Genomic DNA, 24,722 nt, shown 5'->3' on the forward strand with positions numbered 1-24,722 from the left:
AATGAGCACCACAGATTCGCAGAATTACTCGTCCACCGTCAAAGCGGAGGTCCTGTCCGAGGCCCTGCCCTACATCCGCCGCTTCCACGGCAAGACGGTGGTCATCAAATACGGCGGCAACGCCATGACCGAAGAAGCCCTGCAGCGCAGCTTCGCCCATGACGTCGTGCTCCTGAAGCTGGTGGGCCTGAACCCCGTCGTGGTGCACGGCGGCGGCCCCCAGATCAACGACGCGCTCAAGCGCATCGGCAAGGAAGGCACCTTCATCCAGGGCATGCGCGTCACGGACGCGGAGACCATGGAAGTGGTCGAATGGGTGCTAGGCGGCCAGGTGCAACAGGACATCGTCATGATGATCAACGAGGCCGGCGGCAAGGCCGTGGGCCTGACCGGCAAGGACGGCGGCATGATCCAGGTCACCAAGAAGATGCTGCCCGACGCCGAGCACCCCGGGGAGCTCCTGGACATCGGCTTCGTGGGCGACATCCAGCGCAGTCAGCCCGAGGTGGTCAAGGCGCTGCAGGACGACCAGTTCATCCCCGTGATCTCCTCCATCGGCTACGGCGAGGACGGACAAGCCTACAACATCAACGCCGACGTGGTCGCCGGCAAGATGGCTGAAGTACTGGGCGCTGAAAAACTGGTCATGCTGACCAACACGCCCGGCGTGCTCGACAAGAGCGGCCAGTTGCTGCGCCGCCTGTCGGCCCAGACCATCGACGAACTGTTCGCCGACGGCACGATCTCCGGCGGCATGCTGCCCAAGATATCCTCGGCCCTGGACGCTGCGCGCAACGGGGTCAATTCCGTGCACGTCATCGACGGCCGCGTGCCGCACTGCCTGCTGCTGGAGATCCTGACCGATCGCGGCGTGGGCACCATGATCAGCTCGCACTAAAGCCTGCCGACACCGATATGCGCGACCCAATCCGCGCCCATCCCTGGGCGCGGCCCCTCACGGCCTGCCGCCAGGGCGGCCCCATCTGGCTGTTCGACCTGGACAACACCCTGCACAATGCCTCCGGCGGCATCTTCCAGGCCATAGACCAGCGCATGCGCATCGGCGTGGCCCAGACCCTGGGTGTGGACATGGACACGGCGGACCGGCTGCGCATGGAATACTGGCAGCGCTACGGCGCCACCATGATAGGCCTGCACCGCCATCACGGCGCCGATCCGGCGGCCTTCCTGAGGCACGCCCACGATTTCGACGTGCCGGCCCTGCTCAGTGCGGAGAAAGGCCTGCCGGCGCAAGTGCGACGCCTGCCGGGCTACAAGCTGCTGCTGACCAACGCGCCGCTGGAATATGCCCGCCGGGTGCTCAAGGCCTTGAACCTGCTGCCCGTCTTCGACGGCATCTGGGCCATCGAGCACATGCAATTGCAGGGCCGCTACCGGCCCAAGCCCTCGCGCGCGCTCATGCGCCAGACCCTGGCCGTGCTGCAGGCCCAGGCGCGCGACATCATCCTGGTCGAAGACACCTTGCGCAACCTGAAAAGCGCCCGCCAGATGGGCATGCGCACCATCCACATCTACAACGCGGGCACGCCCTTCAGCGCCCTGCATCGAGGGCGCAACCAGTACGTGGACAGCCGCATCAGCCGGATCGCCCAGCTGGGCAACCACCGGCATGGCGGCTCTACTCTGGAAAATACGGGGTTGTCTTAAAGCAGCTCGGCCGCGCTGCAGACCGGGCAGCCCGGGTCCTTGCGAAAGCGCACGGTGTGCCAGTTCATGTTGAAGGCGTCCACGCTGAGCAGGCGGCCCACCAGGGGTTCGCCAAAGCCGCCCATCACCTTCAGGGCCTCGGCGGCCTGCACGCTGCCCACCATGCCCAGCAAGGGCGAGAGCACGCCCGTCGTGGCGCAGCGCAGCTCTTCCACATCGTCGGCTTCGGGAAACAGGCAGTGGTAGCACGGAGCCTGCGGCTGACGCAGGTCGTAGGTGCTGACCTGCCCGGAAAAGCGGATGGCGGCGCCTGAGACCAGCGGCTTGCGGTGGGCCACGCAGGCCCGGTTGATGGCATGACGCGTGGCGAAGTTGTCGCAGCAGTCCAGCACCAGGTCCACCTGCCCGACCCAGTGCATCAAGGCCGCGTCGTCCAGACGCTGCACCACCGGCTGCACCTGGACCTCCGGATTGAGCTGATGGATGTGGACCCTGGCGGACTCCACCTTGTCCCATCCCAGCCTGTCGGTGGTATGGGCGATCTGGCGCTGCAGGTTGCTCAGTTCGACCTGGTCGTCGTCGACCAGGGTCATCCTGCCCACCCCCGAAGCCGCCAGGTAGGCCACCACCGGCGAACCCAGGCCGCCGGCGCCTACGACCAGGATGTGGGAAGCCAGGATGCGTTCCTGGGCTTCCACGCCGAACTCGTCGAGCAGGATATGCCGCGCATAGCGCAGTAGTTGCTGATCTTCCACGTCTGCACGCTCGCGATCAGGGCGTCACCGGCTCCACGCCCTTGGGCGTGATGCGGAAGCGCTCGATGCGCGGTTGATCACTCAGCGGACTTTTTTTTTCAGCAGCGGCCTCTTCACCGGCCTTGGCGTCCTGGGCCGCCTGCTTGGCGGCCGCCACCTTGGCGGGGTCGTTCTTCTTGACGGGGCGGCCCGCCAGTTGATTGAGCGCCTGCTGCAACTGGAAGTCGTCGTCCCCGCCGAACTCGAACATCTTGAGGTCAGGGTTCAAGGCTACTTCGTCCTTGGCGCCGTCGGCCTCCTCGTCCACCTTGCTGTTGAGCAGATGACGCTTCAGGTCCACTTCACGCGGCAGGCGGAACAGGTTGCCCGGGGCGGTGTCGTCCACCACCACGTCCGGTTCCACGCCGGTCACCTGGATGGAGCGGCCGCTGGGCGTGTAGTACAGGGCGGTGGTCAGCTTCAGGCCGGCATCATCGGACAGGGGCACCACGCTCTGCACGGAACCCTTGCCGAAAGTGCGATTGCCGATGATGGTGGCGCGCTTGTGGTCCTGCAGGGCGCCGGCCACGATCTCGGACGCCGAGGCCGAACCCACGTTCACCAGCACCACAACGGGCACCTTCTTGAGCCAGTCGACCTGCTTGAGGATGTCGGCGTCGGCATCCAGCTCGCCCAGAACGGACTGCATGGGCTTGACGTAGTACTCGCGGTTGGACGAGGGAATGCGGCCCTTGGTGGACACCACCAGGGTGCCGGGCTCCAGGAAGGCCGAAGACACGCCGATGGCGCTCTCGAGCAGGCCGCCCGGGTCGTTGCGCAGGTCGATGACCAGCCCCTTGGGCGCGCCGGCGCCCTTGTTGACGGTGGCCAGTTGCTTGATCAGGTCGGCCGCGGTGCGTTCCTGGAACTGGGCGATGCGCACGTAGGCCACATCGCCGGGCAGCATCTTAGAGCGTACGCTGCGCACCTTGATCAAGTCGCGCACGAGCTGGAATTCAATGGGTTTTTCACGTCCGGCACGACGGATGGTCAGCTTGATGGACGTCTTGGGTTCGCCGCGCATCTGCTTGATGGCGTCGTTCAGCGTCATGTCCTTGGTGGGCTTGCCATTGATGTGCGTGATGATGTCGCCCGCCAGGATGCCGGCGCGCGCGGCCGGAGTATCCTCGATGGGGGAGATCACCTTGGGCATGCCGTCCTCGCTGCCGATCTCGATGCCCAGGCCGCCGAAGCCGCCCTGGGTCATGGCTTCCATTTCCTTGAAGGCGTCGGCGTCCAGGTAGGCCGAGTGCGGATCCAGATCATTGAACATGCCCTTGATCGCATTGTTGATCAGGGCCTGGTCGGACAGGGGCTCCACGTATGTATTCTTGATGGCGGCAAACACATTGGCGAACTGCTGCAGTTCGCGCAACGGCAAGGGCTCGCCACGCTGGGCGGCTGCGGTAATGCCCAGGCTGATCAAAATGCCGCCCACGGCGCCTGCTGCCACCAGACCGATGCTGCCAAACCTTCGAGTGCCCATGCACATTCCCATTAATTCAGATTCAAGACTGGGCCGGGATGTTCCTGTCGGCCCGCCCAAGCATTATAGAGTAGCCCAAAAAGCCATACTAGCAGCCTGTCCGTTGATAACCAATGCAAATTTACCGTGTCGCAGACGGGTGCGCGGCGCTTGGAACCTGTTTACGATCTTACTGGCCGAGCCAGACTTGCGGATTGATGGGCTTGCCCTGGTGGCGCAATTCGAAATACAGGCCGGGTTCCACCTGCCCGCCGGTCGCGCCCACGCGGGCCACCGCCTCGCCGCGCCCCACGATGTCGCCCACCTGCTTGAGCGTGCTCTGGTTGTAGGCGTAGACGCTCAGGTAGTCTCGGCCATGGTCGATGATGAGCAGGTTGCCGAAGCCCGACATCCAGTTGGCGAATACCACCCGGCCGGGGGCCACGGCGCGCACCGGCGTGCCGGCGTTGGCGCGCAGCACGATGCCGCGCCAGATGCCGCCGTCGGGGCGCGCGGCGCCGAACTCGCCCTGCACCTGGCCGCGCACCGGGTACGGCAGGCCCCGGGCCATTCCCCGGAACCCGCCTTCGGGCTCCACGGCGGGCTGGGCCTGCGCCGGCTCCTCCGGTACGGCTTCGACTTCGGGCACCGCCGGCCGCTCCGGCCTGCTGATGGCCGGGCTGGGCTCGGACGGCGCATCCAGGCTGTCGGACAGCAGGCGCTCGTGCTCGGCGGGCGGCCGATAAGTGGATGGCGGAGGTGCCGCTGGCGGAGGTGCCGCTGGCGGCGCTTCCGGCTCCGGCGCGGCGGATGGGCTGCGCGGCGGCGCGGGAAGCGGCGCGGGCTGGGTGGCGCGTGCGCGCTCCAGCAATTCGCGCTCCCGTTCCAGGCGCGCCTGTTCGCGGGCGGCCTGCTCCTCGCGCGCCTTGCGACGCTGCGCCTCCTGGCGCGCCAGCTCGGCGCGGCGAGCCTCCTCAGCGCGTCTGGCGGCCTCACGCCGGCGCTGTTCCTCGGCCTTGCGCGCCAGCTCCGCCTGGCGGGCGATCTCCACCTCCAGGCCGGAGATCAGCTCGCCCAGTCGTCTGTCGTTCTGCTGCAAGCGCGAAGCTTCCCCGCGCTGGCGATCCAGCTCGGCGCTGATGTCGGCCAGCACCTTGGCGCGCTTGTCCTTCTGTTCTTCCAGGGCCGCCTTCTGCTCCTCGGCCTCGGCCGCCAGTTGCTGCTGTTCTTTCTCGCGCGCCGCAAGCTGCTGCTGGAGGCGGTCCAGCCGTTCGACGGTGCGCCGCACCTTGTGGACCTGTTCGGTCTGCTGGCGCGACACATAGCCCAGGTAATGCAGTTCGCGATTGATGGCGTTGGGGTCGTCGCCCGACAGCAGGGCGGCCCAGGGCGAGACGCCGTTCGCATATTGCGTGCGCAGCTGCTCGGCCAGCTCCTGCTGGCGCCGGGCCTTGAGGGCCTGCTGCTCGGCGATCTGCCGGCCCAGGACCTGGAGCTGCCCGTGCAGTTCCTCCTGGCGCCGCTCCAGTTGCGCCAGGCGGCGGTCTATGTCGGAGATGGCCTGTTCGGATTCGCGCAGGGCGCTTGCGGCGTCCCGGCGCGAACCCTCGCTGCTGTCGATGGACTTGCGCAGCGCGTCGATCTTCTGGCGCAGCTCCGCCTGCTGCTTCTGTGCCTGGGCCTGGCGCGCGGTCAGGTCAGGGTCGGCGGCCAGGGCCGGCAGGGCCCAGACAGCCAGCAGCAGGCAGAAGCCGGCGCGCCGCATTACTGATGGGCCTTGCCCTGGTTGGCCACGGCCTGCATCTGGGCCTGGATGGCTTCCTGGTCGCCCAGGTAGTAATGACGGATGGGACGCAGGTTCTCGTCCAGTTCATAAACCAGCGGCTGACCGGTGGGGATGTTCAGGTGGACGATGTCCTCGTCCGAGATGCCGTCCAGGTGCTTGATCAGGGCGCGCAGGCTGTTGCCATGAGCCGTGACCAGCACGCGGCGGCCCGAGCGGATGGCGGGCGCGATGGACTCCTCCCAGAACGGCACCACGCGGGCGACCGTGTCCTTCAGGCATTCTGTGCGCGGCAGCTGTTCGGCCGGCACGCGCGCGTAGCGGCGGTCGAACCGCGGAATGCGCGGGTCGTCCTCGCCCACCGGATCGGGAGCGATGGCGTAGGCGCGACGCCAGACCAGCACCTGGTCCTCGCCGTATTTTTGTGCGGTTTCGGCTTTATTTAAGCCCTGCAAAGCACCATAATGGCGTTCGTTCAGGCGCCAGCTCAGTCCTACGGGCGTGTGCATGGCGTCCATGGAATCCAGGGCGATCCACAGCGTACGGATGGCGCGCTTGAGTACCGACGCGAAAGCCAGGTCGAACTCATAGCCGTTTTCCTTGAGCAGCTCACCTGCCTGCTTTGCCTGTTGGCGCCCGGTTTCGGTAAGATCGACGTCGGTCCAGCCGGTGAACCGGTTTTCCCGGTTCCATTGGCTTTCGCCGTGTCGCATCAGTACAAGTTTATACATGGTAAAAACAGCCTCGAGGTTGAAAAATCGGCGCCACTCTATAATCGTGTGATCCCGCCCTTTTTTCTTGTTTTTCTTGGCACTCAACAGGATTTAACGTGGACTTCATATTAAGTCAGAATAATCTTCTAATTTTAGCAATTGCGCTGGTTGCCGGCATTATGCTGTTAATGCCCAGCTTTTTCAAAGGCCGTGCCGGACGGGCCGTTTCAACCGCCGAAGCGGTACAGATGGTAAACCAGAAAGAGGCCGTGCTGATCGACCTGCGCAGCGCCGACCAGTTCAAGGCCGCCGCCATTGCGCAGTCCCGCAACATCCCCGCCGCCGACCTGGACGCCAAGGCCGCCAGCCTGCCCAAGGACAAGCCCGTCATCCTGGTGTGCGACACCGGCCGCAGCGCTCCGCGCAGCGTGGCCGTGCTGCGCAAGCACGGCCTGCAGGAAGTCTACACGCTGGAAGGCGGCATCCAGGCCTGGATGCAGGCCAGCCTGCCCGTCAAAAAATCGTAAGCCAACGCTCCACGAGGTACTCATGGCAAAAGTAACGATGTACTCCACGATGGTGTGCCCATACTGCGTGCGCGCCGAAATGCTGCTCAAGCAGCGCGGCGTGACCGAGATCGACAAGATCCTGATCGACCGCGAGCCCGAGCAGCGCGCCATCATGATGGAACGCACCGGCCGACGCACCGTGCCCCAGATCTATATCGGCGACACCCACGTCGGCGGTTACGACGACCTGGCCGCCCTGGACCGCGAAGGCGGCCTGCTGCCGCTGCTTTCCGCCTGATTCTTTTACTTACCACTCTCTCACCCCATAGGACCCACCATGGCCGACCAGAACACCCAGACCGCTGCCGACCAGGAAGCGCAACCCAGCTTCAGCCTGCAGCGCACCTACATCAAGGACATGTCCATCGAAATGCCCAATGCTCCCCAGATCTTCCTGGAGCAGGAGGCCCCCACCGTTGAAGTGTCCATCAATGTCGGCGGCCAGCGCCTGGCCGACACGGTCTACGAAAGCACGGTGACCGCCACCGTGACCACCCGTATCGGCGACAAGGTCATGTACCTGGTGGAGACCACCCAGGCCGGCATCTTCGAAGCCGCCAACATCCCCGCCGATCAACTCGACCCGCTGCTGGGCATCGTGTGCCCGACCATGCTCTACCCCTACCTGCGCGCCGCCGTGGCCGATGCCATCAATCGCACGTCCCTGCCCCCGCTCCATCTGACGGAAGTGAACTTCCAGTCCCTGTACGAGCAGCGTCTGGCGCAAGGCGCTGAACAGTCCGGCAACCAGCCCCTGCAGGCCTGATCGTGCCGCAAGCGCGCACCACCCCTCGCGTCGCCGTCCTGGGCGCGGGCAGTTGGGGAACGGCGCTGGCCGCCCTGGCCTGCGCCCAGGCCCCCACCCTGGTGTGGGCGCGCAACCCTGCCACGGCGCAGGAGATCAACACCCGGCACCGCAACGAACACTATCTGCCCGGGCTCGCCCTGCCGCAGAACCTGCAGGCCACCGACCAGCTTTCGCAGGCCATGGCCTTCGTGCTGGACGACGATGCCGCGCCTGCGCTGATCATCCTGGGCGTGCCGGTGCGCGGCCTGGCCCAGACCTGCCAGGACCTGTCGCGCCACCTGCCCGCCGAACGCCGCCAGCCCGTGCTGGTGGTCTGGACCTGCAAGGGCTTCCAGCATGAAAGCGGGCTGCTGCCGCACCAGATCGCGCAACAGAACCTGCCGGGCCATGCCTGGCTGGGGCGCGCCGTGCTCTCGGGCCCCTCGTTCGCACTGGAAGTAGCCAAGGGGCTGCCCGTGGCCCTGACGCTGGCCAGCGAGCCCGCCGCCATGGCTCATGTGGCCCTGGACGCGCTGCACGGCACCCAGGCGCGGCTCTATACCAGCAGCGACATCATAGGCGTGGAAGTGGGCGGCGCCCTGAAGAACATCATGGCCATCGCCTGCGGCATCGCCGATGCGCTGGGCCTGGGACACAATGCCCGCGCAGCCCTGATCACGCGCGGCCTGGCCGAGATGCAGCGCCTGGGCGTGGCCCTGGGCGGCCAGGCGGAAACCTTCTCCGGCCTGACCGGGCTGGGCGACCTGGTCCTGACCGCCACCGGCGAGCTGTCGCGCAACCGCCAGGTCGGCCTGGCGCTGGGCGCCGGCCAAAGCCTGGACAGCATCCTGGCCACCGGCATCACCGCCGAAGGCGTGCGCTGCGCCAGCGCGGCGCTGGCCATGGGCCGAGCCCATCACGTCGACCTGCCCATCACCGAAGCGGTTTGCCAGATCCTCTTTCACCAACTCCCGCCCCGCCAGGCGGTCAGCGAACTGCTGGCGCGCGAGGCCAAGCAGGAAAGCAGCTGAACACCCATCGTGGCGCCGCCCGTCCACGGCTGCGCCGACAGGGCCGCGAGCCCTCTCCTTGCGCCCAAGGGCGAACCCGTACTTATTTTTTGAATCCGAACCATGTCATTGCTAGCACGCTTCCGCCGCTTGATGTCCCAATCCCTGCTGGGCCTGGCCTGCGCCGGCCTGACGGCCGCCTCGGCGTCGGCCCAGTCCAGCTGGCCCGAGCGCCCCATCCAGATGGTCGTGCCCTTCCCGGCCGGCTCCTCTCCGGATGCGCTGGCGCGCGCCATCTCCGAGCCGCTGGCGCAGGCCCTGGGCCAACCCGTCATCGTGGACAACCGCCCGGGCGCGGGCGGCAACATTGGCACCCGTTTCGTGGCGCACGCCAAACCGGACGGCTACACCCTGCTGCTGACCATCAACGGCCCCATGGTGACCGCTCCCACTCTGTACAAGACCACGCTGGGCTACGATCCCCTCAAGGACCTGCAAGCCATCTCCATGATAGGCACCAGCCCTAACGTGCTGGTGGTTCCGGCCGACTCACCCGCCAACAGCGTCCAGGAATTCATCGAACTGGCCAAATCCCGCCCCGGCGCGCTCAACTACGGCACAGTAGGGCCCGGCAGCTCCGCCCACCTGGCCATGGCCATGCTCGAGCACGCCACCGGCATCAAGCTGGAGCAGATCCCCTACTCGGGCTTTCCACAGATCCTGACCGCCATCATCGCCGGCGACATCGACGCCGCCTTCATGGTGCCGGGCATCGCCATGCCGCAGGTGCAGGCCGGCAAGGTCAAGGCTCTGGCCATCACCTCGCTGCAGCCCAGCGAGCTGCTGCCCGGCCTGGAAACCATGGTCGAGGCCGGACTGGACAATTTCGAGGCCATCTCCTGGGACGCCTTCTTCGTGCCCAGCAATACGCCCGAGGACGTGGTGGCCCGCCTGAACAAGGAAGTCACCGCCATCCTGCAGCGCGAGGACATCAAGGCCAAGCTCAACGCCTTCTATTTTTCGTCCGAACCGTCCACGCCCCAGGCAATGACGGACAAAGTCATCTCCGACAAGGCCCGCTGGGACGCCGTGATCGAGCGCCTGAAACTGTCGCTGGAATAAGCGCCGGTCCCTCAGACGAAAAAGCCGCTTCCCGGGAAGCGGCTTTTTTCATGAGCGCCGGTCAGGTTCGCCGTTCATACGCCCCCGTCATAGCCGGCCTGGCGCCAGGCCTCGAAGACGCAGACCGCCACGGCATTGGACAGGTTCAGGCTGCGCTGGCCGGCCCTCATGGGCAGGCGGATACGCTGCTCCGGCGCGAACAGGTCCAGTTGCTCGGCGGACAGTCCCGCGGTTTCGCGGCCGAACACGAAAGCATCGCCCGGTCGGAAGGATGACTCGCCGATCAGGCGGCTGCCCCGCGTGGTCAGGGCGAAACAGCGGCCCGGCGCCGCGCCCGTGGCCTGCAGGGCTTCTTGCAGGTCATCGTGCACGCGCACCTGCGCCCATTCATGGTAGTCCAGGCCGGCGCGCCGAAGCTTGCTGTCCTCCAGCTCGAAACCCAGGGGCCGCACCAGATGCAGCACGCTGCCGGTATTGGCGGCCAGGCGGATGACATTGCCCGTATTGGGAGGGATTTCGGGTGAGACCAGCACGATATGAAACATGAAGCATCCAGAAAAAACGCCGCCAAAGCGGCCAGGCATGATTTACGGTACAGCCACGGTCCAGGGAGCGCGGGCCGCCACCAGGGCGTGGACCGACCGCGCTCCCGCAGTCCGGCAGGCCCGGGCCAATGCATCGAGCGTAGCGCCCGTGGTAAGGACATCGTCCACCAGCAGCAGCTCCCGGCCCCGCAGCTCGTCTCCGGCCACGAAAGCGGCGCGCATGGCGGCGCGGCGCGCCTGCCTGCCCAGCCGCTTCTGGGCGAGGTCCCGGGCTCCCGCCCAGCGCACGACCCCGGGCCGCATCCGCAGGCCCAGCAGACGAGCGACCCGCCGCGCCAGCACGGCGCTGGGGCTGAAGCCGCGGCGGCGCAGGGCCTGCGGCCTGGGCGGAACGGGGATCACCCAGGCATCGGCGCCCAGGCCGGGGCCGCAGCGCCGCCACTGATCGACCATCAGTTCGGCCAAGGCCGGTGCGACCTCCAGCTGATGCGAAATTTTAAGCCCATGGATAAGCATGTCGCCAGGGTGTTCGTAATCGAAAGCCGCCACCGTGGAGCACAGCGATACCTGCCCGGCGCCGCAATCAGGACAGGCCAGCAGCGCCAGGGGCGGCAGGGCCAGCGCGCAGCGCGGGCACCGCACGCAGCCCGGACGAGGTCCCAGCACCTGCCGGCACAGCCCGCACAAGGCGCCTGACGTCGAACGCAAGCCGCACAACAGGCAGGGCCTGGCCGGAAAATGACGCCACAAGGCCAGGGGTTGCAGGTCGCGCGGCGGCGGGGGATGCGCCATAATAACTTGTTGTCCTTACGGAAATACGCTGGCCTGATCACACCACGAGACCGGGATCCGCGCCAGCGCCACTTGCGCAAACATGGCCCGGTTCCCCTCGCTGCCCGACAATCCCGTCCACGTCGAACGGCAGTTCGACCGTCGCGCGCCCCTGGACCAGGCCCAGTTCCTGTACGGGGAAGTCGCCCAGCGCATGCTCTCCCGGCTGGCCCTGATACGCCTGCAGCCGGCCCACATCCTGGATGCCGGCTGCGGCGCCAGCCACGCGCTCGAGCCGCTGCGCTCCCGCTACCCAGACATGAACTACGTCGGATTGGACCGCAGCGCCAGATTGCTGGAGACCGCACGCGAACGCTACCAATCCAAGCCCAGTCTGTGGCAACGCTTGCGCAACCAGCCCACGCCGGCCGCCAGCTGGGTGCAGGCGGATCTGGCCCAGAGCGGCCTGCCCGCCGAAAGCCAGGAGCTGATCTGGTCCAACATGGCTTTGCACTGGCATCCCGAGCCGCATCGAGTGCTGGCCGAATGGCGGCGCCTGCTCAAGCCCGAGACGCTGGTCATGTTCTCGTGCCTGGGCCCCGGGTCTCTGGCCGAGCTGCGCAGCGCCATGACCCAGGCCGACCTGGGGACGCACAGCATGGAATTCGTGGACATGCACGACTTCGGCGACCTGCTGCTGGAAAACGGCTTCGCCGATCCCGTGATGGACCAAGAGATCATCACCCTTACCTATCGCACCGCGGAAAAGCTGCTGGACGACCTGCGCATCCTGGGCGGCAACCCGCACATCGGCCGCAGGCCAGGCCTGAGCAGCCTGCAGTGGCGTCAGCGCCTGCTGCAGGCGCTGGAAAAACAGCGCCACATGGACGGCACGCTGCACCTCACCCTGGAAGTGGCCTATGGCCACGCCTGGCGCGCCCGCAGCCAGCGCGGCATGCAGGGCGAAGTCAGCGTGCCCATCTCCACCATAGGCCGCCGTCCCAAGCCCTGAGGCGGCGCGCCAGGCCCTTTCTGACAAACCATCTGTTTAGAGGTAAACTTGTTCGGCCGGCCCCATGGCCGGCTGCGTTCTCAGGGCGGGGTGCAAGTCCCCACCGGCGGTAATGGCCCTGGAACCTGTTCATGAAAAATGCTTGAACAGGTTCTTGACCTAGCCCGCGAGCGCCTGGCCCATGGCCGGGGACAGCAGATCCGGTGCGATTCCGGAGCCGACGGTAACAGTCCGGATGAAGAGAGAACGGGATACAGATCTCTCCACCACGCCGGGCCTGCGTCCGGCGTCGGCCGATTGCCTATCCTGCTTCCTGCAAGCCCTGTTTGTTGTCTTGAAACAGGAAATCATCATGAACAGCTTCACCCCCGCCAGCCAGCTGGCTCCCCGTATCGCTTTCATCCAGGCATGCTGGCACAAGGACATCGTGGACCAGGCCCGCCAGGGCTTCGTCGACGACGTGCGCGCGCTGGGCCCGGATCCCGCGCAGATCGACTGCTTCGAGGTCGGCGGCGCGTTTGAAATCCCCCTGCATGCCAAGCGTCTGGCGCAATCGGGCCAATACGCCGCCGTGGTGGCGGCCGGCCTGGTCGTCGATGGCGGCATCTACCGCCACGACTTCGTGGCCACGGCCGTCATCCAGGGCCTGATGCAGGTGCAACTGGAAACCGGCGTGCCCGTGTTCTCGGTGGTGCTGACGCCGCACCACTTCCATGATGGCCGTGAGCACCACGACTATTTCCATCGCCACTTCGTGATCAAGGGCCAGGAAGCCGCCCGCACCTGCCTGGACACCGTGGCCAAGCTGCAGGCCCTGCCCATGCCGCTGGCCGCGCCCGCTCTCTGAGACAGCGCTACTGAACAAAAAAGGAACCGCCCTGCTCCAGGGGGTTCCTTTTTTTCTGGATCCGCAAGATGCGGGCTCAGGGCTGGACGGTCGGCACGCCGGCCTGGAATTGGCGCGGCTTGTGAGCGATGACAGGCAGGCTGCGTCCCTTGATCAGGACGTTCCAATAAAACCAGGGCAGGAAGGAGCGCTTCAGGCCCCAATACAGGCGCCGGGGCACACGCGGATCCAGGGGCAGGCTCGGGGCGACCGTGCCGCCATAGGTGAACTCCGCCAGCAGCACCTTGCCTCTGGACGTGGTCAGGGGACAGGCGGCGTAGCCGTCGTAGGAATGCACCTGCCCGCCACCGCGCAAGGCGCTCAACAGATTGCCGACCAGCACCGGGGCCTGGCTCTTGATGGCGGCAGCCGTCTTGCTGTTGGGCGTGGACGTGCAGTCTCCCAGGCCGAACACGTTCGGGTAGCGCGGATGGCGCAGCGTATTCTTGTCGACCTCCAGCCAGCCGTTGGCGTCGGCCAGCGCGCTCTGGCGGATGAAGTCCGGCGCGCACTGCGGCGGCACCACGTGCAGGAGGTCATAGGCGACTTCTTCCCGTACGGGCTGTCCGTCCACCACGGACTCGAACACGGCTATCTTGTCCTGGCCGCGCACCTGCACCAGATTCTGCCCGAACCGGGTGTCGGCGTCATACGCCGCCATGACCTTTTCCAGGGCCTGCGCATAGAACGGCACCCCGAACACCGTGGGACCGGCGCTGCGGAACTGCAGGCTGTGCGGCCGTACGCCCTGGCTCCGAAAATGATCGGCAGCCAGATACAGGGCTTTTTGCGGCGCCCCCGGGCATTTCACCGCGCCGGCCGGCTGCGTGAAGATCGCCGTGCCGCCCGTGAACTGCCGGACCAGCTCCCAGGTGTAGGGAGCCAGGTCATAGCGGTAATTGCTGGTGACGCCGTTCTTGCCCAGCGATTCGGCCAGGCCTTCGATGGCATCCCAGTTGATCTGGATGCCGGCCGCCACGACCAGATAGTCGTAGGCGACGCTCGTACCATCGTCGAGCTCGACCCGGTTCTCCTCGGGCAGCAGCCGCAGCACGCGCCGGGCGATGTGGTTCACCGTGGCGGGCAGACAGTCGCGCAGGGGTCGGCGCGTGTCCTGGGCGCGGCAGGCGCCGCCGCCGACCAGCGTCCAGGCAGGCTGATAATCGTGATGCTCGGACGGATCGATCACGGCGATGTCCAGGTCGGCCTGCTGGCGCCGCAGGCGGGCCGCCACGGCCGCGCCGCCGGCGCCGGCGCCGATGACTGCTACGGTATGTTTGCGGATGGTTGTCGATGTAGTGCTCATGGATCCTCGGGAAAAGCGCAGGCGATGGGGCGCCGGACCATTCTAAGCACCCGCTATCAAGGGGAAAACGAAACAGAGGTTATGTCTTTATGCCCACGGTCTCTAAGCGCGCCGGCGTCGCTGCCGCCAAAGAAGAAAAGCCCGCGTTTCGCGGGCTTTTCTTCGTGTTGCCACTGGATCAGGACTGATTGCGCTTGCGGGACGAATCGATGCCCAGCTGCTTGAGCTTGCGGTACAGGTGAGTGCGCTCCAGGCCGGTGCGCTCGGACACCCGGGTCATGCTGTGATTCTCGCGGCGCAGATGGTATTCGAAATAGATGCGCTCGAATTCATCGCGCGCTTCACGCAGGGGCAGGTCCAGGGAGATGCTGCCCAGTTGGGATTCGTCCACTTCAGGCTCGGGCGCGGCCACCGCCGGCGGCTGGCCGGGAGCGGCAGGCGCGGCCGGGACGTCGGGCCGGCGCTCGTTGCCGTTGGCGGCCGGACGGGCGGCGGCCAGGGCCTTGGGCGCGACGGTGCGCTCCAGGCCGGCGGACACGGTCTTGAGCAGGCGCTGCATGGTGATGGGTTTTTCCAGGAAATCCACGGCGCCGATGCGCGTGGCTTCCACAGCCGTGTCCACGGTGGCGTGACCGCTCATCATGACGACCGGCATGTCCAGCAGCCCCTGGGAAGCCCATTCCTTGAGCAGGCTGACGCCATCGGTATCGGGCATCCAGATGTCCAGCAGGACCAGATCGGGACGGCCGCGCAGGCGGGCCTCGCGAGCCTGGGCGGCATTTTCCGCCAGCTGAACGGTGTGCCCCTCGTCGTAGAGAATTTCCGACAAGAGTTCGCGAATGCCGATTTCGTCATCAACTACCAGAATTCTGGCCATATAGCGTCACCTACGTACTTTTTACGCATTATCGTTTGCTTGCCGCCCAGAGTCCAGACGAATATGCTGGCCGGCAAGCCGTGTTAAGAGGATGGAAATGCGTGCGCCCCCCTCACGGCGATTGGAGACATCGATCCTGCCGCCGTGCTCCTCGATGATTTTCTTAACTATAGCAAGTCCCAGACCGGTGCCGGTGGGCTTGGTGGTTACATAGGGGTCAAAAACCCGCGCCAGCATCTGGGGATCGAAGCCCGGTCCGTTGTCCGAGACCACGAAGCGCACCGCGGCCGGTGAATCCGCTCCTTCCACGCCCGCCATCATGGTTTTAACAAATACCCGCGCCTGGTCAAGCGACTGATCCTGGGCGGCGGCCTCGCGGGCGTTGGCCAGCAGGTTGTGGATGACCTGGCGCAACTGCGTGGGATCGCCCTGTATCAGAGGCAGGTCCGGATCCAGCTCCACATCGATGGCCACGCTGTAGCCGTCGTCGCGCACCATCCCGTCCACCGGATCCCAGCCGTACAGCGTCAGGACTTCCGTGATGAGCGAATTGATGTTGATGTCCTGCATCTGGGTGGCGGGCTTGCGCGCGTATTCGCGGAAATCCTCCACCATCTTCTTGAGCGAACCCACCTGGTTCACGATGGTATTGGTGTAGCGCAGCAGCATGGCCGCGTGCGTCTCGTCCAGCTGCGATTCCAGCTTCATGGCCAGGCGCTCGGCCGAAAGCTGGATGGGCGTGAGCGGGTTCTTGATCTCGTGCGCCAGCCGGCGCGCCACCTCGCTCCAGGCCACCAGGCGGCTGGCCGAGATCACGTCGGTGATGTCGTCAAAGACCACCAGGTAGCCCGTGGCCTGCCCGTCCACGCGCAGCAGCGTGCCGCGCGCCAGCACGGTGACGATGGTGTCGCGCGCCTCGTTGGCCTCGCCCATCTCCAGTTCGAACTGCTGCTGCCAGTAGGGATGCTCGGATCCCAGGGCCTTATGCGCGGCGAAGGCCTCGCGGATCACGGTGGCGAACTTCAGGGCGCCGTCCAGCGTCTCCAGCGGCCGGCCCTTGATGGCCCGCAGGTCCACGTGCAGGATGCGTTGCGCGCCCTGGTTGAACATGGTGACGCGGAACATCTCGTCAAAGGCCAGCACCCCGCTGGACAGATTGCTCAGCACCGATTCCAGATAGACGTTGGAGCGTTCCAGCTGCAGCCGGTTCTTCTCCACCATGCGGCGCGCCTCGTCCAGTTGCCGGGTCATGGCGTTGAAGGAGCGGGTCAACTGGCCCAACTCGTCCTTGGCGGGGGGTTCGGGCAGGGGCCGGTAGTCCCCCACGCCCACGGCCTGGGTGCCCGCCGCCAGCGTCAGCAGGGGACGGGTCAGGCGACGCGACAGGGCCAGGGCGGCGGCCACGGCCGTGAACACCGCCAGGATCAGCGCCAGGGTCAGGGTGATGCCGTACAGCTTGCGCAGGCCCTGGCGCGACAAGGCCAGCTCCTGGTAGTCGCGAAAGCCCTGCTGCACCTGATTGGCATTGCGGGCGATCTTGTCGGGCACCGGCTGGATCACCTGCAGCCAGCGGGCGTCGGCGTTGCCGCCCAGCGAAGCGGTGAAACGATTGGCCTCGCCCAGCGGCAGCACCGTGCGCAGGCGCAGGCCGGTGGATTCCACCGGCGCCCCGCTTTCGTCGACGGCTCCGTCGGACGCGGGCTGATCGTCGTCCACTTCGGCCGCGGAATACTGGCGGGAGATGCGCAGCTGGTTCATGACGCTGGAGGGCGGCATGTCCGGCAGCAAGGTGTCGTATCGGGAAGAGGAGAACGCCAGCAGACGACCGTTGCTGGAAAAAATCATGGCCTCGGACACGCCGTTGTTCTCGCGCAGGGTGGTCAGCAGGCTGCTGTACTGCGCACCGTCGGACTTGTTCAGCGCGGCCACCATCTCGTACGCCCTGCCCTCCAGTTCGTTCAGTTGGGAGTCGAGCGCGGCGCGCCCCAGACTCAAGCCCGACTCGAGCGCCGTGTCCACGCGCACGTTGAACCAGGATTCGATCGAGCGCGACATGAACTGCACCGACAGGATGTAGATGAGCACGCCGGGAATGATGCCGATCAGGGTGAAATAGAACGCGAAGCGCGCCGTCATGCGCGCGCCGAACTGGCGTCGGCGTATCTGCCGCACCAGGCGGGCGGTCAGCAGCAGCACCCAGGAGATCAGGGTGGCGGCCAGCACGCCGTTGAGCACCAGCAGCAGGTCGTACTGCTGCGCGTAGCGCGAAGCGTTGCCCGTGGACCAGACCAGCAGGGAAAACAGCGCCAGGGCGCTGACCGCCGCCCCGGCCAGGGCGGTGCGCAAAACCCAGCGGATCAAGGCCGGGGCTCGGCGACGGAGACGGAAAAAGAAAAGGTTTTCCATGGGGTAGCAAGCGACCATGCAGAACTGTTGATGGCATCCACCTGGAAAGGACGGGCCAGCAGGGAGGTATCCAGCCGCAGGCGCAGGCGGCCGTGATATTCCAGGTCATGGTCCAGGTCGGCCACGTAGGCCACGGCCCAGCCGCGGATGTGGCGCAGCATGTCCAGCGCATCGTTCATGGACGACTCCGGCAGGGACAAGTCCCCGGTGCCCACGCGCCATTGCCGGGTCAGGGCGTTGTATACGACCCGCCAGGTCTGTTGTTCCTTGACAACGTTCTTGTCGAACCACCACCAGCGTGGTCGGGCCACTTCGACTTCAGCCGTGAAATACAGCGGCACGCCCTTCTCGGCGGCGTTGCGCAATTCGTCGCTGAGCTCGAATTCGATGTCGGCGTCGATGTAGAGCTTCTCGTCCCGAATGTGAGGTTCCACTTTGACCACCCGCTCTCCCGACGCCGCGACCGGCACGATGTCTTCGGCAGACGTCAGCGCGCAGTGGAAAATCAGCAGGAAGGACAGAAGAACGCGCCACATCGGGATCAACCGCAAGGAGAACAAAGTCGGAACCCTTATTGTGACGGCTCAAGCACGACGCGTAAATAAAGCATAGAAAAAGCCGTCGCCATCGGCCAGGGAACGGCCCGGCACGCCGGGCAGGATCTGGCCGGGAGACGGCAGCAGCTCGGCTTCCTCGTGACGGGCGAGGAAGGCTTCCACCTGCTGCTGGCCTTCGGCCGGAAAGATCGAGCAGGTCGAATACAGCAGGTGGCCGCCCACTCGCAGGGTGGACCACAAAGCGTCCAGAATGGTGCTCTGCAGACGGGCGGTGTCGGCCACATCGGACTCGCGCCGCAGCCAGCGTATGTCCGGATGGCGGCGCACGATGCCCGAGGCCGTGCAGGGCACGTCCGCCAGGATGGCGTCGAAAGGCCGGCCGTCCCACCACTGCGCGGGGCGGGCGGCGTTGCCCTGTGCAACCCGCACATGCTCGCCGTCCAGCCCCAGCCGGCGCAGGTTCTGCGAGACGCGCTGCAGGCGCTCGGCGTCCGAATCCAGGGCGAGCAGGGACAGGTCCGCCTGCTCCAGCAGATGGGCGGTCTTGCCGCCGGGCGCCGCGCAGGCGTCGAGCACGCGCATGCCGTCGCGCAGCGGCAGCAGCAGGCCGGCCTGCTGGGCGGACCAGTCCTGCACCGACCACCAGCCCAGATCAAAGCCCGGAATGGCATGCACCGGCAAGGCCTTGTCCAGGGTCACCGCGCCCTGGCCGGGCGAGCTGGAAGCGATGCCGGCCTCCTGCAGCACGGCACGCAGCCGTTCCACCGTGCAGCGGCGCTGGTTCACGCGCAGCGTCAGCGGGCCGGGGCGGTTGGCGGCCTGCAACAGTGCTTCCCAGTCGCGCGGGTAGGCGCGGCGCAATTCCTTGACCCACCAGCCCGGATGATTCCAGCGGGCTTCTGGTCGGGACTCGACCTGCGCTAAAATTGTCTCGCGCTCGCGCGTGAAGCGGCGCAGCACGCCATTGACCAGCCCCTTGGACTGGCGCAGCGCGGCCTGGCTGTCGGCGGCGCGCACCGCCTGGTCCACCACCGTGTGCACCGCGTATACCGGAACGTCGGGCCGGTCGGCGAAGACTTGCGCGTCGGCCTGCACGCGCATGGCCGTATCCAGCAGCGCCAGCGACACCATCAGCAAGGCGTCCAGCCAGGGGTTGCCCGGCTGGCGCGGCACCAGCGTGATACGTATCTGGCGCGCATGGCCCAGGCGGCGCAGCACGTGGAAGCTGACGGACTGCACCGCCGCCCGCGCAGGCGCAGGCGTGGCCGCCAGGCTGTCGGACAGCGATTTGCCCGCCAGCACGCCCTCGACATGGCGGGCGCTGAGCAGCAGGACTTCGGACAAGGGCAGGGATGGGGAAAGGTGCGTGTCGGACACTGGAAAACCGGTAGTAAAGAAAAATATGTCTGCGACTTTAGCACTATTTGACGCATTGGCCGGCCCGCAAGCCAAAGACCGGCGCGCTTGAACGCGCAGGACGTTAAAATCAATCCTATTTGCCAATTTCGAGCCATCCGGCTCCAGAAGGACCCTCTATGACCGCCCCCAAAGTCGGATTCGTGAGCCTGGGATGCCCCAAGGCCCTGGTGGACTCCGAACGCATTCTTACCCAGCTGCGCACCGACGGCTACCAGATCACCTCCAGCTACGACAACGCCGACGTGGTGGTGGTCAACACCTGCGGCTTCATCGACAGCGCCAAGGCGGAGTCGCTGGAGGCCATCGGCGAGGCCCTGGCCGAGAACGGCCGGGTGATCGTCACCGGCTGCATGGGCGTGGACGAAAGCGTCATCCGCGACGTGCACCCCTCGGTGCTGTCGGTCACCGGTCCCCAGCAGTACGAACAGGTGGTGCGCGCGGTGCACGAAGCCGCCCCGCCCTCGCTCGAGCACAACCCCTACCTGGACCTGGTGCCGCCGCAGGGCGTCAAGCTGACCCCGCGCCACTACGCCTACCTGAAGATCTCCGAGGGCTGCAACCACAGCTGCTCCTTCTGTATCATCCCGTCCATGCGCGGCAAGCTGGTCAGCCGCCCCGTGGGCGATGTGCTGGGCGAGGCCGAACGCCTGGTCAAGGCCGGCGTCAAGGAACTGCTGGTCATCTCCCAGGACACCAGCGCCTACGGCGTGGACATCCGCCAGCGCACCGGATTCTGGAACGGCCGCCCCGTCAAGAGCAGCATGGTGGACCTGAGCGCCGCCCTGTCCGAGCTGGGCGCCTGGGTGCGGCTGCACTATGTGTATCCCTACCCGCACGTGGACAACATCATCCCCCTGATGGCCGAAGGCAAGGTCCTGCCCTACCTGGACATCCCCTTCCAGCACGCCAGCCCCTCCGTGCTGCGCGCCATGAAGCGCCCCGCCTTCGAAGACCGCACGCTCTCGCGCATCAAGCAATGGCGCCAGGACTGTCCGGACCTGACCATACGCTCCACCTTCATCGTGGGCTTTCCCGGCGAGACCGAGGACGACTTCCAGTACCTGCTGGACTGGATGAGCGAGGCCCAGCTGGACCGCGTGGGCTGTTTCCAGTATTCGCCCGTGGAAGGCGCGCCCGCCAACCAACTGGACGGCGCGGTGCCCGATGAAGTCAAGCAGGAGCGCTGGGAACGCTTCATGGAGCACCAGCAGGCCATCTCCGCCGCCCGCCTGGCCGCCAAGGTAGGCCGCGAGGTGGACGTGCTGGTCGATGAGATCGACGAGGACGGCGACGCCGTCGCCCGCTCCAGCGCCGACGCGCCGGAGATCGACGGCAATGTGTTCGTCACCAGCGAGCAGCCCCTCCAGCCCGGCCAGATGGTGCGCGTGCGCATCACCGACTCCAGCGAGTACGACCTGTTCGCGCAGGCCCTGTAACCTCATGGGCCGGCGCTCCGGCCCCGCACAAGCCATGAGCATCTATCAACTGGACGAACACCGCCCCCGGATCGACGACAGCGCCTTCGTGGCCAGGGAAGCCACCCTGATCGGCAAGGTCGTGCTGGAAGAAAACAGCAGCGTATGGCCCGGCGCGGTCATACGCGGCGACAACGAGACCATCACCGTGGGCCGCGGCTCCAACGTGCAGGAAGGCGCGGTACTGCATACCGATCCGGGCTTTCCGCTGGACATCGCCGAACACGTCACCATCGGCCACCAGGCCATGCTGCACGGCTGCACCATAGGCGCGGGCGCCCTGATCGGCATCCAGGCCGTGGTGCTGAACGGCGCCGTCATCGGGCGCGACTGCCTGGTCGGGGCCGGCGCCCTGGTCACCGAAGGCAAGGTCTTTCCCGAACGCAGCCTGATCATAGGCTCGCCCGCCAAGGCGGTGCGCACCCTGAGCGATGAAGAGGTGGCCAGGCTGCGCCACAATGCCAAGGTCTACGCCGAACGCGCCGCCCACTACAAGACGGCCCTCAAGCGCCTGGATTGAGCTTATTCCCTCGCCTCGTCATCTACTGGAGATTCACCCGATGACCCGCAAGATTCTCGTGACCGGCGGAACCGGTTTCATTGGTTCCCACACCTGCGTTGAACTGATCGCCGGCGGCTATCAGGTCCTGGTCCTGGACAATCTGTCCAACAGTCGGGAAACCGTCCTGGACGCCGTTGAACAAATTACTGGCGCGCGGCCCGGGTTCATCCGCGGCGACATCCGCGACCGCGCCCTGCTGGACTCGATCTTCAAGCAGCACGACATCGGCGCCGTCATCCACTTCGCCGGCCTGAAAGCGGTCGGCGAATCCGTCGCCAGGCCGCTGGACTACCACGACAACAACGTCGCCGGCACTGTCACCCTGCTGCAGGCCATGCAGCAGGCCGGCGTGCGCAGCCTGGTGTTCTCCTCGTCCGCCACCGTCTACGGCGACCCGCAGCAGCTTCCCATTCCCGAGGACCACCCCTTGTCGGCCACCAACCCATACGGCCACACCAAGCTGGTCCTGGAAGAAATCATGGGCCAGCTGTCCAGGAGCGAGCCGGGCTGGCGCATCGCTCTGCTGCGCTACTTCAACCCCGTGGGCGCGCATCCCTCGGGTCTGATCGGCGAAGCCCCGCAAGGCGTGCCCAACAACCTGATGCCTTATGTGGCGCAGGTCGCCAGCGGCCAGCGCGAACGGGTGCAGGTCTTCGGCCAGGACTACGACACCCCGGACGGCACCGGCGTGCGCGACTACATCCACGTCATGGACCTGGCGCAGGGCCACGTCGCCGCCCTGCGCTACCTGCAGGACAGCGAGCCCGAGCTGCTGGCCGTGAACCTGGGCACCGGCCGCGGCTATTCCGTGCTGGAGATGATCCAGGCCTTCGCGCGCAGCAGCGGCCGGGACATTCCCTACACCATTGCGCCGCGCCGTCCAGGCGACATCGCCGCCTGCTGGGCCGATACGCGCCTGGCGCGTGAAAAGCTGGGCTGGACCGCAGTCAGGGACATACAGGAAATGTGCGACGACGCCTGGCGCTGGCAGGCCAGCCAGGAATAGGCGGGCGCTCCATGCTGCCATCGCCAACGGCGATGGCACGTTGACAGATGATTGATTTGCAAGGCGGAAAGCGGCCTCTAGAATGAAGCCGTCAATCTAAAAACCTCATTCAGAGACAGACCGCTATGAAAACCTACCGCATCGGCCAGATCGTCCCAAGCTCCAACACCACCATGGAAACCGAGATTCCTGCCATGCTGCAGGCTCGCTACGCCGAGTTTCCGGAAGAGCGCTTCACCTTCCACTCCTCGCGCATGCGCATGATGCACGTGAACCCCGAGGAACTGAAGGCCATGGACATCGCCAGCGACCGCTGCGCCGTCGAACTGAGCGACGCCCGCATGAACGTCATGGCCTACGCCTGCCTGGTGGCCATCATGGCCCAGGGCGACGGCTACCACCGCGTCTCGCAGGCCCGCCTGCAGAACACCGTCAAGGAAAACGGCGTGGAGATCCCCGTGCTGAGCTCGGCGGGCGCCCTGGTCGATACGCTGAAGGAATTCGGCTACAAGAAAGTCTCCATCATCACCCCCTACATGAAACCCCCGACCAAGCGCGTGGCCGACTACATCACGGCCGAGGGCATCGAAGTGCAGGACTCCATCAGCCTGGAAGTGTCCGACAACCTGGAAGTGGGCCTGCTGAACCCCGAGAACCTGCTCGAACACGTGCAGCGCCTGAACCACGACGGCGTGGACGCCGTGATCCTGTCCGCCTGCGTGCAGATGACTTCCCTGCCCGCCATCCAGCGCGCCCAGGACCTGATCGGCAAGCCCGTGCTGTCGGCCGCCGTCTGCACCGTGTACCAGATGCTCAAGACCCTGGGTCTGGAAACCCGCGTACCCAACGCCGGCCACATCCTGTCCGGCGCCAAGCCCCAGCAGGCCTGATCGCCCGCATCGTTGCGCAAAGCCCTGCCGGTCTGCGCCGGCAGGGCTTTTTTTCATATCGTCGATGAAGAAAAAAACGATATGATGCGTGCATGAAACTGGACCTCCTGACCCTCAAACTGTTTGTCCGGGTACTGGAAGAAGGCACGATCAGCCAGGCGGCCGAGCGCGAGCACATCGCCGCGGCCGCCGTCAGCCGCCGCATCGCCGACCTGGAACAGGCCCTGAACACCACCTTGCTGGTGCGCACCAACAAAGGCGTCAGCCCCACTGCGGCGGGGCTGGAGCTGCTGTACCGCTCGCGCGCCCTGCTCAACAGCGTCGAGGATATCGAATCACGCCTGCAGGCCTATTCACAGGGCCAGCAAGGCCTGGTCCACATCCTGGCCAACACCTCGGCCATCTCGCAGTTCCTGCCCGCGCCGCTGGGCGAATTCGGGCGGCTGCATCCCAGCATACGGCTGCAACTGGAAGAGAAGACCAGCCTGGACATCATCCGCGCCCTGGCCGACGGCAAAGCCGACCTGGGCGTGTTCACGCGCCTGCCCTACGACGCCGACATCGAGGCCTATCCGTTTCGCAGCGACGAACTGGTGGTGCTCGCGCCCCTGGACCACCCTCTGGCCCGGTACGAACGCCTGCGCTTCGAACAGACCCTGGAACACGAGCAGATCACCCTGCTGCCCGGCACGCAGATCAACTACCAGATCACCAAGGTCGCCATGGAAGCCAACCGTTCGGTGCGCGTGCGCACGGAAGTGTCGGGCTACGACGCCATGTGCCTGCTCGTGAACGCCGGCATGGGCATCGCCATCCTGCCGCGCGAGAGCGCCCGCATCTACAAGGTGCCCCAGACGCGCATGATAGAACTGGAGGACGACTGGAGCCGGCGAGACATCCTGATCGGCGTGCGCCGGCGCCGGGACCTGCAGCCCAGCGCCCTGACGCTGCTGAACTTCCTGCTGCAGACCGCGTCCTGAACCCGAAAAGCCGGGCTTCACTCGCCTTGGCGCCCGCATGCGCCTTGGGCTCGCCAAGGTTTGACCCTGCGGCACGAAAGCAGTACGATACCCTATAACGTAATACTTTCACCCGGGAG

The 24,722-nt window shown here is 66.1% G+C and carries 25 protein-coding genes and 1 riboswitch; of the genes, 14 read left to right on the forward strand and 11 right to left on the reverse strand.

Features of this window, described 5'->3' with window-relative positions; genetic code table 11:
* Position 1 precedes the first annotated feature (1 nt).
* Together argB and ACWPWO_RS14280 are read left to right on the forward strand one after the other, a co-directional pair.
* Positions 2-898: an acetylglutamate kinase gene (gene argB / locus ACWPWO_RS14275; RefSeq protein ID WP_454007140.1), complete on the forward strand. Its 897-nt coding sequence runs from the start codon at positions 2-4 to the stop codon at positions 896-898.
* 17 nt (positions 899-915) lie between these two features.
* Positions 916-1,668, forward strand: a complete 753-nt coding sequence (locus ACWPWO_RS14280; RefSeq protein WP_454007141.1) for a pyrimidine 5'-nucleotidase — start codon at positions 916-918, stop codon at positions 1,666-1,668.
* Here ACWPWO_RS14280 and ACWPWO_RS14285 read toward each other — a convergent pair.
* From ACWPWO_RS14285 to gpmA, 4 genes are all read right to left on the reverse strand, one after another.
* On the reverse strand, positions 1,665-2,423 hold the full coding sequence (locus ACWPWO_RS14285; RefSeq protein ID WP_454007142.1) for a HesA/MoeB/ThiF family protein: 759 nt from the start codon (positions 2,421-2,423) through the stop codon (positions 1,665-1,667). The genes ACWPWO_RS14280 and ACWPWO_RS14285 overlap by 4 nt on opposite strands.
* Positions 2,424-2,439: 16 nt before the next feature.
* Positions 2,440-3,948, reverse strand: a complete 1,509-nt coding sequence (locus ACWPWO_RS14290; RefSeq protein ID WP_454007143.1) for a S41 family peptidase — start codon at positions 3,946-3,948, stop codon at positions 2,440-2,442.
* A 169-nt stretch (positions 3,949-4,117) separates the two neighbouring features.
* A complete protein-coding gene (locus ACWPWO_RS14295) occupies positions 4,118-5,692 on the reverse strand; it encodes a murein hydrolase activator EnvC family protein (protein ID WP_454007144.1) in 1,575 nt (524 codons plus the stop codon).
* A complete protein-coding gene (gpmA, locus tag ACWPWO_RS14300) occupies positions 5,692-6,441 on the reverse strand; it encodes a 2,3-diphosphoglycerate-dependent phosphoglycerate mutase (RefSeq protein ID WP_454007145.1) in 750 nt (249 codons plus the stop codon). Before gpmA ends, ACWPWO_RS14295 begins: the two co-directional genes overlap by 1 nt.
* Positions 6,442-6,539: 98 nt before the next feature.
* On the opposite strand from gpmA, the gene ACWPWO_RS14305 reads away from it, so the two are divergent.
* The 5 genes from ACWPWO_RS14305 (at position 6,540) to ACWPWO_RS14325 (ending at position 9,911) form a co-directional block, all read left to right on the forward strand.
* Positions 6,540-6,950, forward strand: coding sequence for a rhodanese-like domain-containing protein (locus tag ACWPWO_RS14305; protein ID WP_454007146.1), 411 nt, complete (start codon positions 6,540-6,542; stop codon positions 6,948-6,950).
* Positions 6,951-6,972: 22 nt separating this feature from the next.
* Positions 6,973-7,230, forward strand: a complete 258-nt coding sequence (grxC, locus tag ACWPWO_RS14310) for a glutaredoxin 3 (RefSeq protein WP_394062131.1) — start codon at positions 6,973-6,975, stop codon at positions 7,228-7,230.
* Positions 7,231-7,269: 39 nt separating this feature from the next.
* On the forward strand, positions 7,270-7,758 hold the full coding sequence (gene secB, locus ACWPWO_RS14315; protein ID WP_454007147.1) for a protein-export chaperone SecB: 489 nt from the start codon (positions 7,270-7,272) through the stop codon (positions 7,756-7,758).
* Between the two features lie 2 nt (positions 7,759-7,760).
* A complete protein-coding gene (locus tag ACWPWO_RS14320; protein ID WP_454007148.1) occupies positions 7,761-8,810 on the forward strand; it encodes an NAD(P)H-dependent glycerol-3-phosphate dehydrogenase in 1,050 nt (349 codons plus the stop codon).
* A gap of 102 nt (positions 8,811-8,912) precedes the next feature.
* A complete protein-coding gene (locus ACWPWO_RS14325) occupies positions 8,913-9,911 on the forward strand; it encodes a Bug family tripartite tricarboxylate transporter substrate binding protein (RefSeq protein ID WP_454007149.1) in 999 nt (332 codons plus the stop codon).
* Positions 9,912-9,985: 74 nt separating this feature from the next.
* Here ACWPWO_RS14325 and ACWPWO_RS14330 read toward each other — a convergent pair whose 3' ends face one another.
* Positions 9,986-10,456, reverse strand: coding sequence for a tRNA (cytidine(34)-2'-O)-methyltransferase (locus tag ACWPWO_RS14330; RefSeq protein WP_454007150.1), 471 nt, complete (start codon positions 10,454-10,456; stop codon positions 9,986-9,988).
* Between the two features lie 42 nt (positions 10,457-10,498).
* Positions 10,499-11,248: a ComF family protein gene (locus ACWPWO_RS14335; protein WP_454007151.1), complete on the reverse strand. Its 750-nt coding sequence runs from the start codon at positions 11,246-11,248 to the stop codon at positions 10,499-10,501.
* An 82-nt stretch (positions 11,249-11,330) separates the two neighbouring features.
* On the opposite strand from ACWPWO_RS14335, the gene ACWPWO_RS14340 reads away from it, so the two are divergent.
* Positions 11,331-12,239: a methyltransferase domain-containing protein gene (locus ACWPWO_RS14340; RefSeq protein WP_454007152.1), complete on the forward strand. Its 909-nt coding sequence runs from the start codon at positions 11,331-11,333 to the stop codon at positions 12,237-12,239.
* A gap of 72 nt (positions 12,240-12,311) precedes the next feature.
* Positions 12,312-12,491, forward strand: a riboswitch (FMN riboswitch).
* A 100-nt stretch (positions 12,492-12,591) separates the two neighbouring features.
* Complete coding sequence (locus ACWPWO_RS14345; protein WP_454007153.1) at positions 12,592-13,086, forward strand: 6,7-dimethyl-8-ribityllumazine synthase; 495 nt, start codon at positions 12,592-12,594, stop codon at positions 13,084-13,086.
* 76 nt (positions 13,087-13,162) lie between these two features.
* On the opposite strand, the gene ACWPWO_RS14350 is transcribed toward ACWPWO_RS14345, so the two are convergent.
* The 5 genes from ACWPWO_RS14350 to rsmB all read right to left on the reverse strand — a co-directional run bounded on the left by ACWPWO_RS14350 (position 13,163) and on the right by rsmB (position 19,648).
* On the reverse strand, positions 13,163-14,431 hold the full coding sequence (locus ACWPWO_RS14350) for an NAD(P)/FAD-dependent oxidoreductase (RefSeq protein WP_454007154.1): 1,269 nt from the start codon (positions 14,429-14,431) through the stop codon (positions 13,163-13,165).
* Between the two features lie 178 nt (positions 14,432-14,609).
* Positions 14,610-15,308, reverse strand: coding sequence for a response regulator (locus ACWPWO_RS14355; protein ID WP_454007155.1), 699 nt, complete (start codon positions 15,306-15,308; stop codon positions 14,610-14,612).
* Positions 15,309-15,329: 21 nt separating this feature from the next.
* Positions 15,330-17,666 carry an ATP-binding protein gene (locus ACWPWO_RS14360; RefSeq protein WP_454007499.1) on the reverse strand — a complete coding sequence of 779 codons (2,337 nt, stop codon included), beginning with the start codon at positions 17,664-17,666 and terminating at the stop codon, positions 15,330-15,332.
* The gene (locus ACWPWO_RS14365) at positions 17,666-18,250 is read right to left on the reverse strand and encodes a DUF4390 domain-containing protein (protein WP_454007156.1); all 585 of its coding nucleotides are present in this window, start codon (positions 18,248-18,250) and stop codon (positions 17,666-17,668) included. Before ACWPWO_RS14365 ends, ACWPWO_RS14360 begins: the two co-directional genes overlap by 1 nt.
* A 48-nt stretch (positions 18,251-18,298) precedes the next feature.
* Complete coding sequence (gene rsmB, locus ACWPWO_RS14370; protein ID WP_454007157.1) at positions 18,299-19,648, reverse strand: 16S rRNA (cytosine(967)-C(5))-methyltransferase RsmB; 1,350 nt, start codon at positions 19,646-19,648, stop codon at positions 18,299-18,301.
* 158 nt (positions 19,649-19,806) lie between these two features.
* On the opposite strand from rsmB, the gene rimO reads away from it, so the two are divergent.
* The 5 genes from rimO to ACWPWO_RS14395 all read left to right on the forward strand — a co-directional run bounded on the left by rimO (position 19,807) and on the right by ACWPWO_RS14395 (position 24,603).
* Positions 19,807-21,126, forward strand: a complete 1,320-nt coding sequence (gene rimO, locus ACWPWO_RS14375; RefSeq protein ID WP_454007158.1) for a 30S ribosomal protein S12 methylthiotransferase RimO — start codon at positions 19,807-19,809, stop codon at positions 21,124-21,126.
* Between the two features lie 34 nt (positions 21,127-21,160).
* Positions 21,161-21,685 carry a gamma carbonic anhydrase family protein gene (locus ACWPWO_RS14380; protein ID WP_394062157.1) on the forward strand — a complete coding sequence of 175 codons (525 nt, stop codon included), beginning with the start codon at positions 21,161-21,163 and terminating at the stop codon, positions 21,683-21,685.
* A gap of 40 nt (positions 21,686-21,725) precedes the next feature.
* Positions 21,726-22,733: a UDP-glucose 4-epimerase GalE gene (gene galE / locus ACWPWO_RS14385; protein ID WP_454007159.1), complete on the forward strand. Its 1,008-nt coding sequence runs from the start codon at positions 21,726-21,728 to the stop codon at positions 22,731-22,733.
* A 125-nt stretch (positions 22,734-22,858) separates the two neighbouring features.
* Positions 22,859-23,623, forward strand: a complete 765-nt coding sequence (locus ACWPWO_RS14390) for a maleate cis-trans isomerase family protein (protein ID WP_454007160.1) — start codon at positions 22,859-22,861, stop codon at positions 23,621-23,623.
* A 92-nt stretch (positions 23,624-23,715) separates the two neighbouring features.
* On the forward strand, positions 23,716-24,603 hold the full coding sequence (locus tag ACWPWO_RS14395) for a LysR substrate-binding domain-containing protein (RefSeq protein WP_454007161.1): 888 nt from the start codon (positions 23,716-23,718) through the stop codon (positions 24,601-24,603).
* Positions 24,604-24,722 lie beyond the last annotated feature (119 nt).

The organism is Alcaligenes sp. Marseille-Q7550 (genome assembly GCF_965112015.1).

Excerpts from the sequence above, each read along its gene's own strand:
- ACWPWO_RS14355 (WP_454007155.1), bottom strand. The coding sequence starts at position 15,308 with ATGGCCAGAATTCTGGTAGTTGATGACGAAATCGGCATTCGCGAACTC.
- ACWPWO_RS14325 (WP_454007149.1), top strand. The coding sequence starts at position 8,913 with ATGTCATTGCTAGCACGCTTCCGCCGCTTGATGTCCCAATCCCTGCTG.
- ACWPWO_RS14335 (WP_454007151.1), bottom strand. The coding sequence starts at position 11,248 with ATGGCGCATCCCCCGCCGCCGCGCGACCTGCAACCCCTGGCCTTGTGG.
- ACWPWO_RS14350 (WP_454007154.1), bottom strand. The coding sequence starts at position 14,431 with ATGAGCACTACATCGACAACCATCCGCAAACATACCGTAGCAGTCATC.
- rimO (WP_454007158.1), top strand. The coding sequence starts at position 19,807 with ATGACCGCCCCCAAAGTCGGATTCGTGAGCCTGGGATGCCCCAAGGCC.
- ACWPWO_RS14345 (WP_454007153.1), top strand. The coding sequence starts at position 12,592 with ATGAACAGCTTCACCCCCGCCAGCCAGCTGGCTCCCCGTATCGCTTTC.
- ACWPWO_RS14340 (WP_454007152.1), top strand. The coding sequence starts at position 11,331 with ATGGCCCGGTTCCCCTCGCTGCCCGACAATCCCGTCCACGTCGAACGG.
- gpmA (WP_454007145.1), bottom strand. The coding sequence starts at position 6,441 with ATGTATAAACTTGTACTGATGCGACACGGCGAAAGCCAATGGAACCGG.
- ACWPWO_RS14365 (WP_454007156.1), bottom strand. The coding sequence starts at position 18,250 with ATGTGGCGCGTTCTTCTGTCCTTCCTGCTGATTTTCCACTGCGCGCTG.
- ACWPWO_RS14290 (WP_454007143.1), bottom strand. The coding sequence starts at position 3,948 with ATGGGCACTCGAAGGTTTGGCAGCATCGGTCTGGTGGCAGCAGGCGCC.
- ACWPWO_RS14295 (WP_454007144.1), bottom strand. The coding sequence starts at position 5,692 with ATGCGGCGCGCCGGCTTCTGCCTGCTGCTGGCTGTCTGGGCCCTGCCG.
- ACWPWO_RS14280 (WP_454007141.1), top strand. The coding sequence starts at position 916 with ATGCGCGACCCAATCCGCGCCCATCCCTGGGCGCGGCCCCTCACGGCC.
- argB (WP_454007140.1), top strand. The coding sequence starts at position 2 with ATGAGCACCACAGATTCGCAGAATTACTCGTCCACCGTCAAAGCGGAG.
- galE (WP_454007159.1), top strand. The coding sequence starts at position 21,726 with ATGACCCGCAAGATTCTCGTGACCGGCGGAACCGGTTTCATTGGTTCC.
- ACWPWO_RS14390 (WP_454007160.1), top strand. The coding sequence starts at position 22,859 with ATGAAAACCTACCGCATCGGCCAGATCGTCCCAAGCTCCAACACCACC.
- ACWPWO_RS14330 (WP_454007150.1), bottom strand. The coding sequence starts at position 10,456 with ATGTTTCATATCGTGCTGGTCTCACCCGAAATCCCTCCCAATACGGGC.
- secB (WP_454007147.1), top strand. The coding sequence starts at position 7,270 with ATGGCCGACCAGAACACCCAGACCGCTGCCGACCAGGAAGCGCAACCC.
- grxC (WP_394062131.1), top strand. The coding sequence starts at position 6,973 with ATGGCAAAAGTAACGATGTACTCCACGATGGTGTGCCCATACTGCGTG.
- ACWPWO_RS14395 (WP_454007161.1), top strand. The coding sequence starts at position 23,716 with ATGAAACTGGACCTCCTGACCCTCAAACTGTTTGTCCGGGTACTGGAA.
- ACWPWO_RS14380 (WP_394062157.1), top strand. The coding sequence starts at position 21,161 with ATGAGCATCTATCAACTGGACGAACACCGCCCCCGGATCGACGACAGC.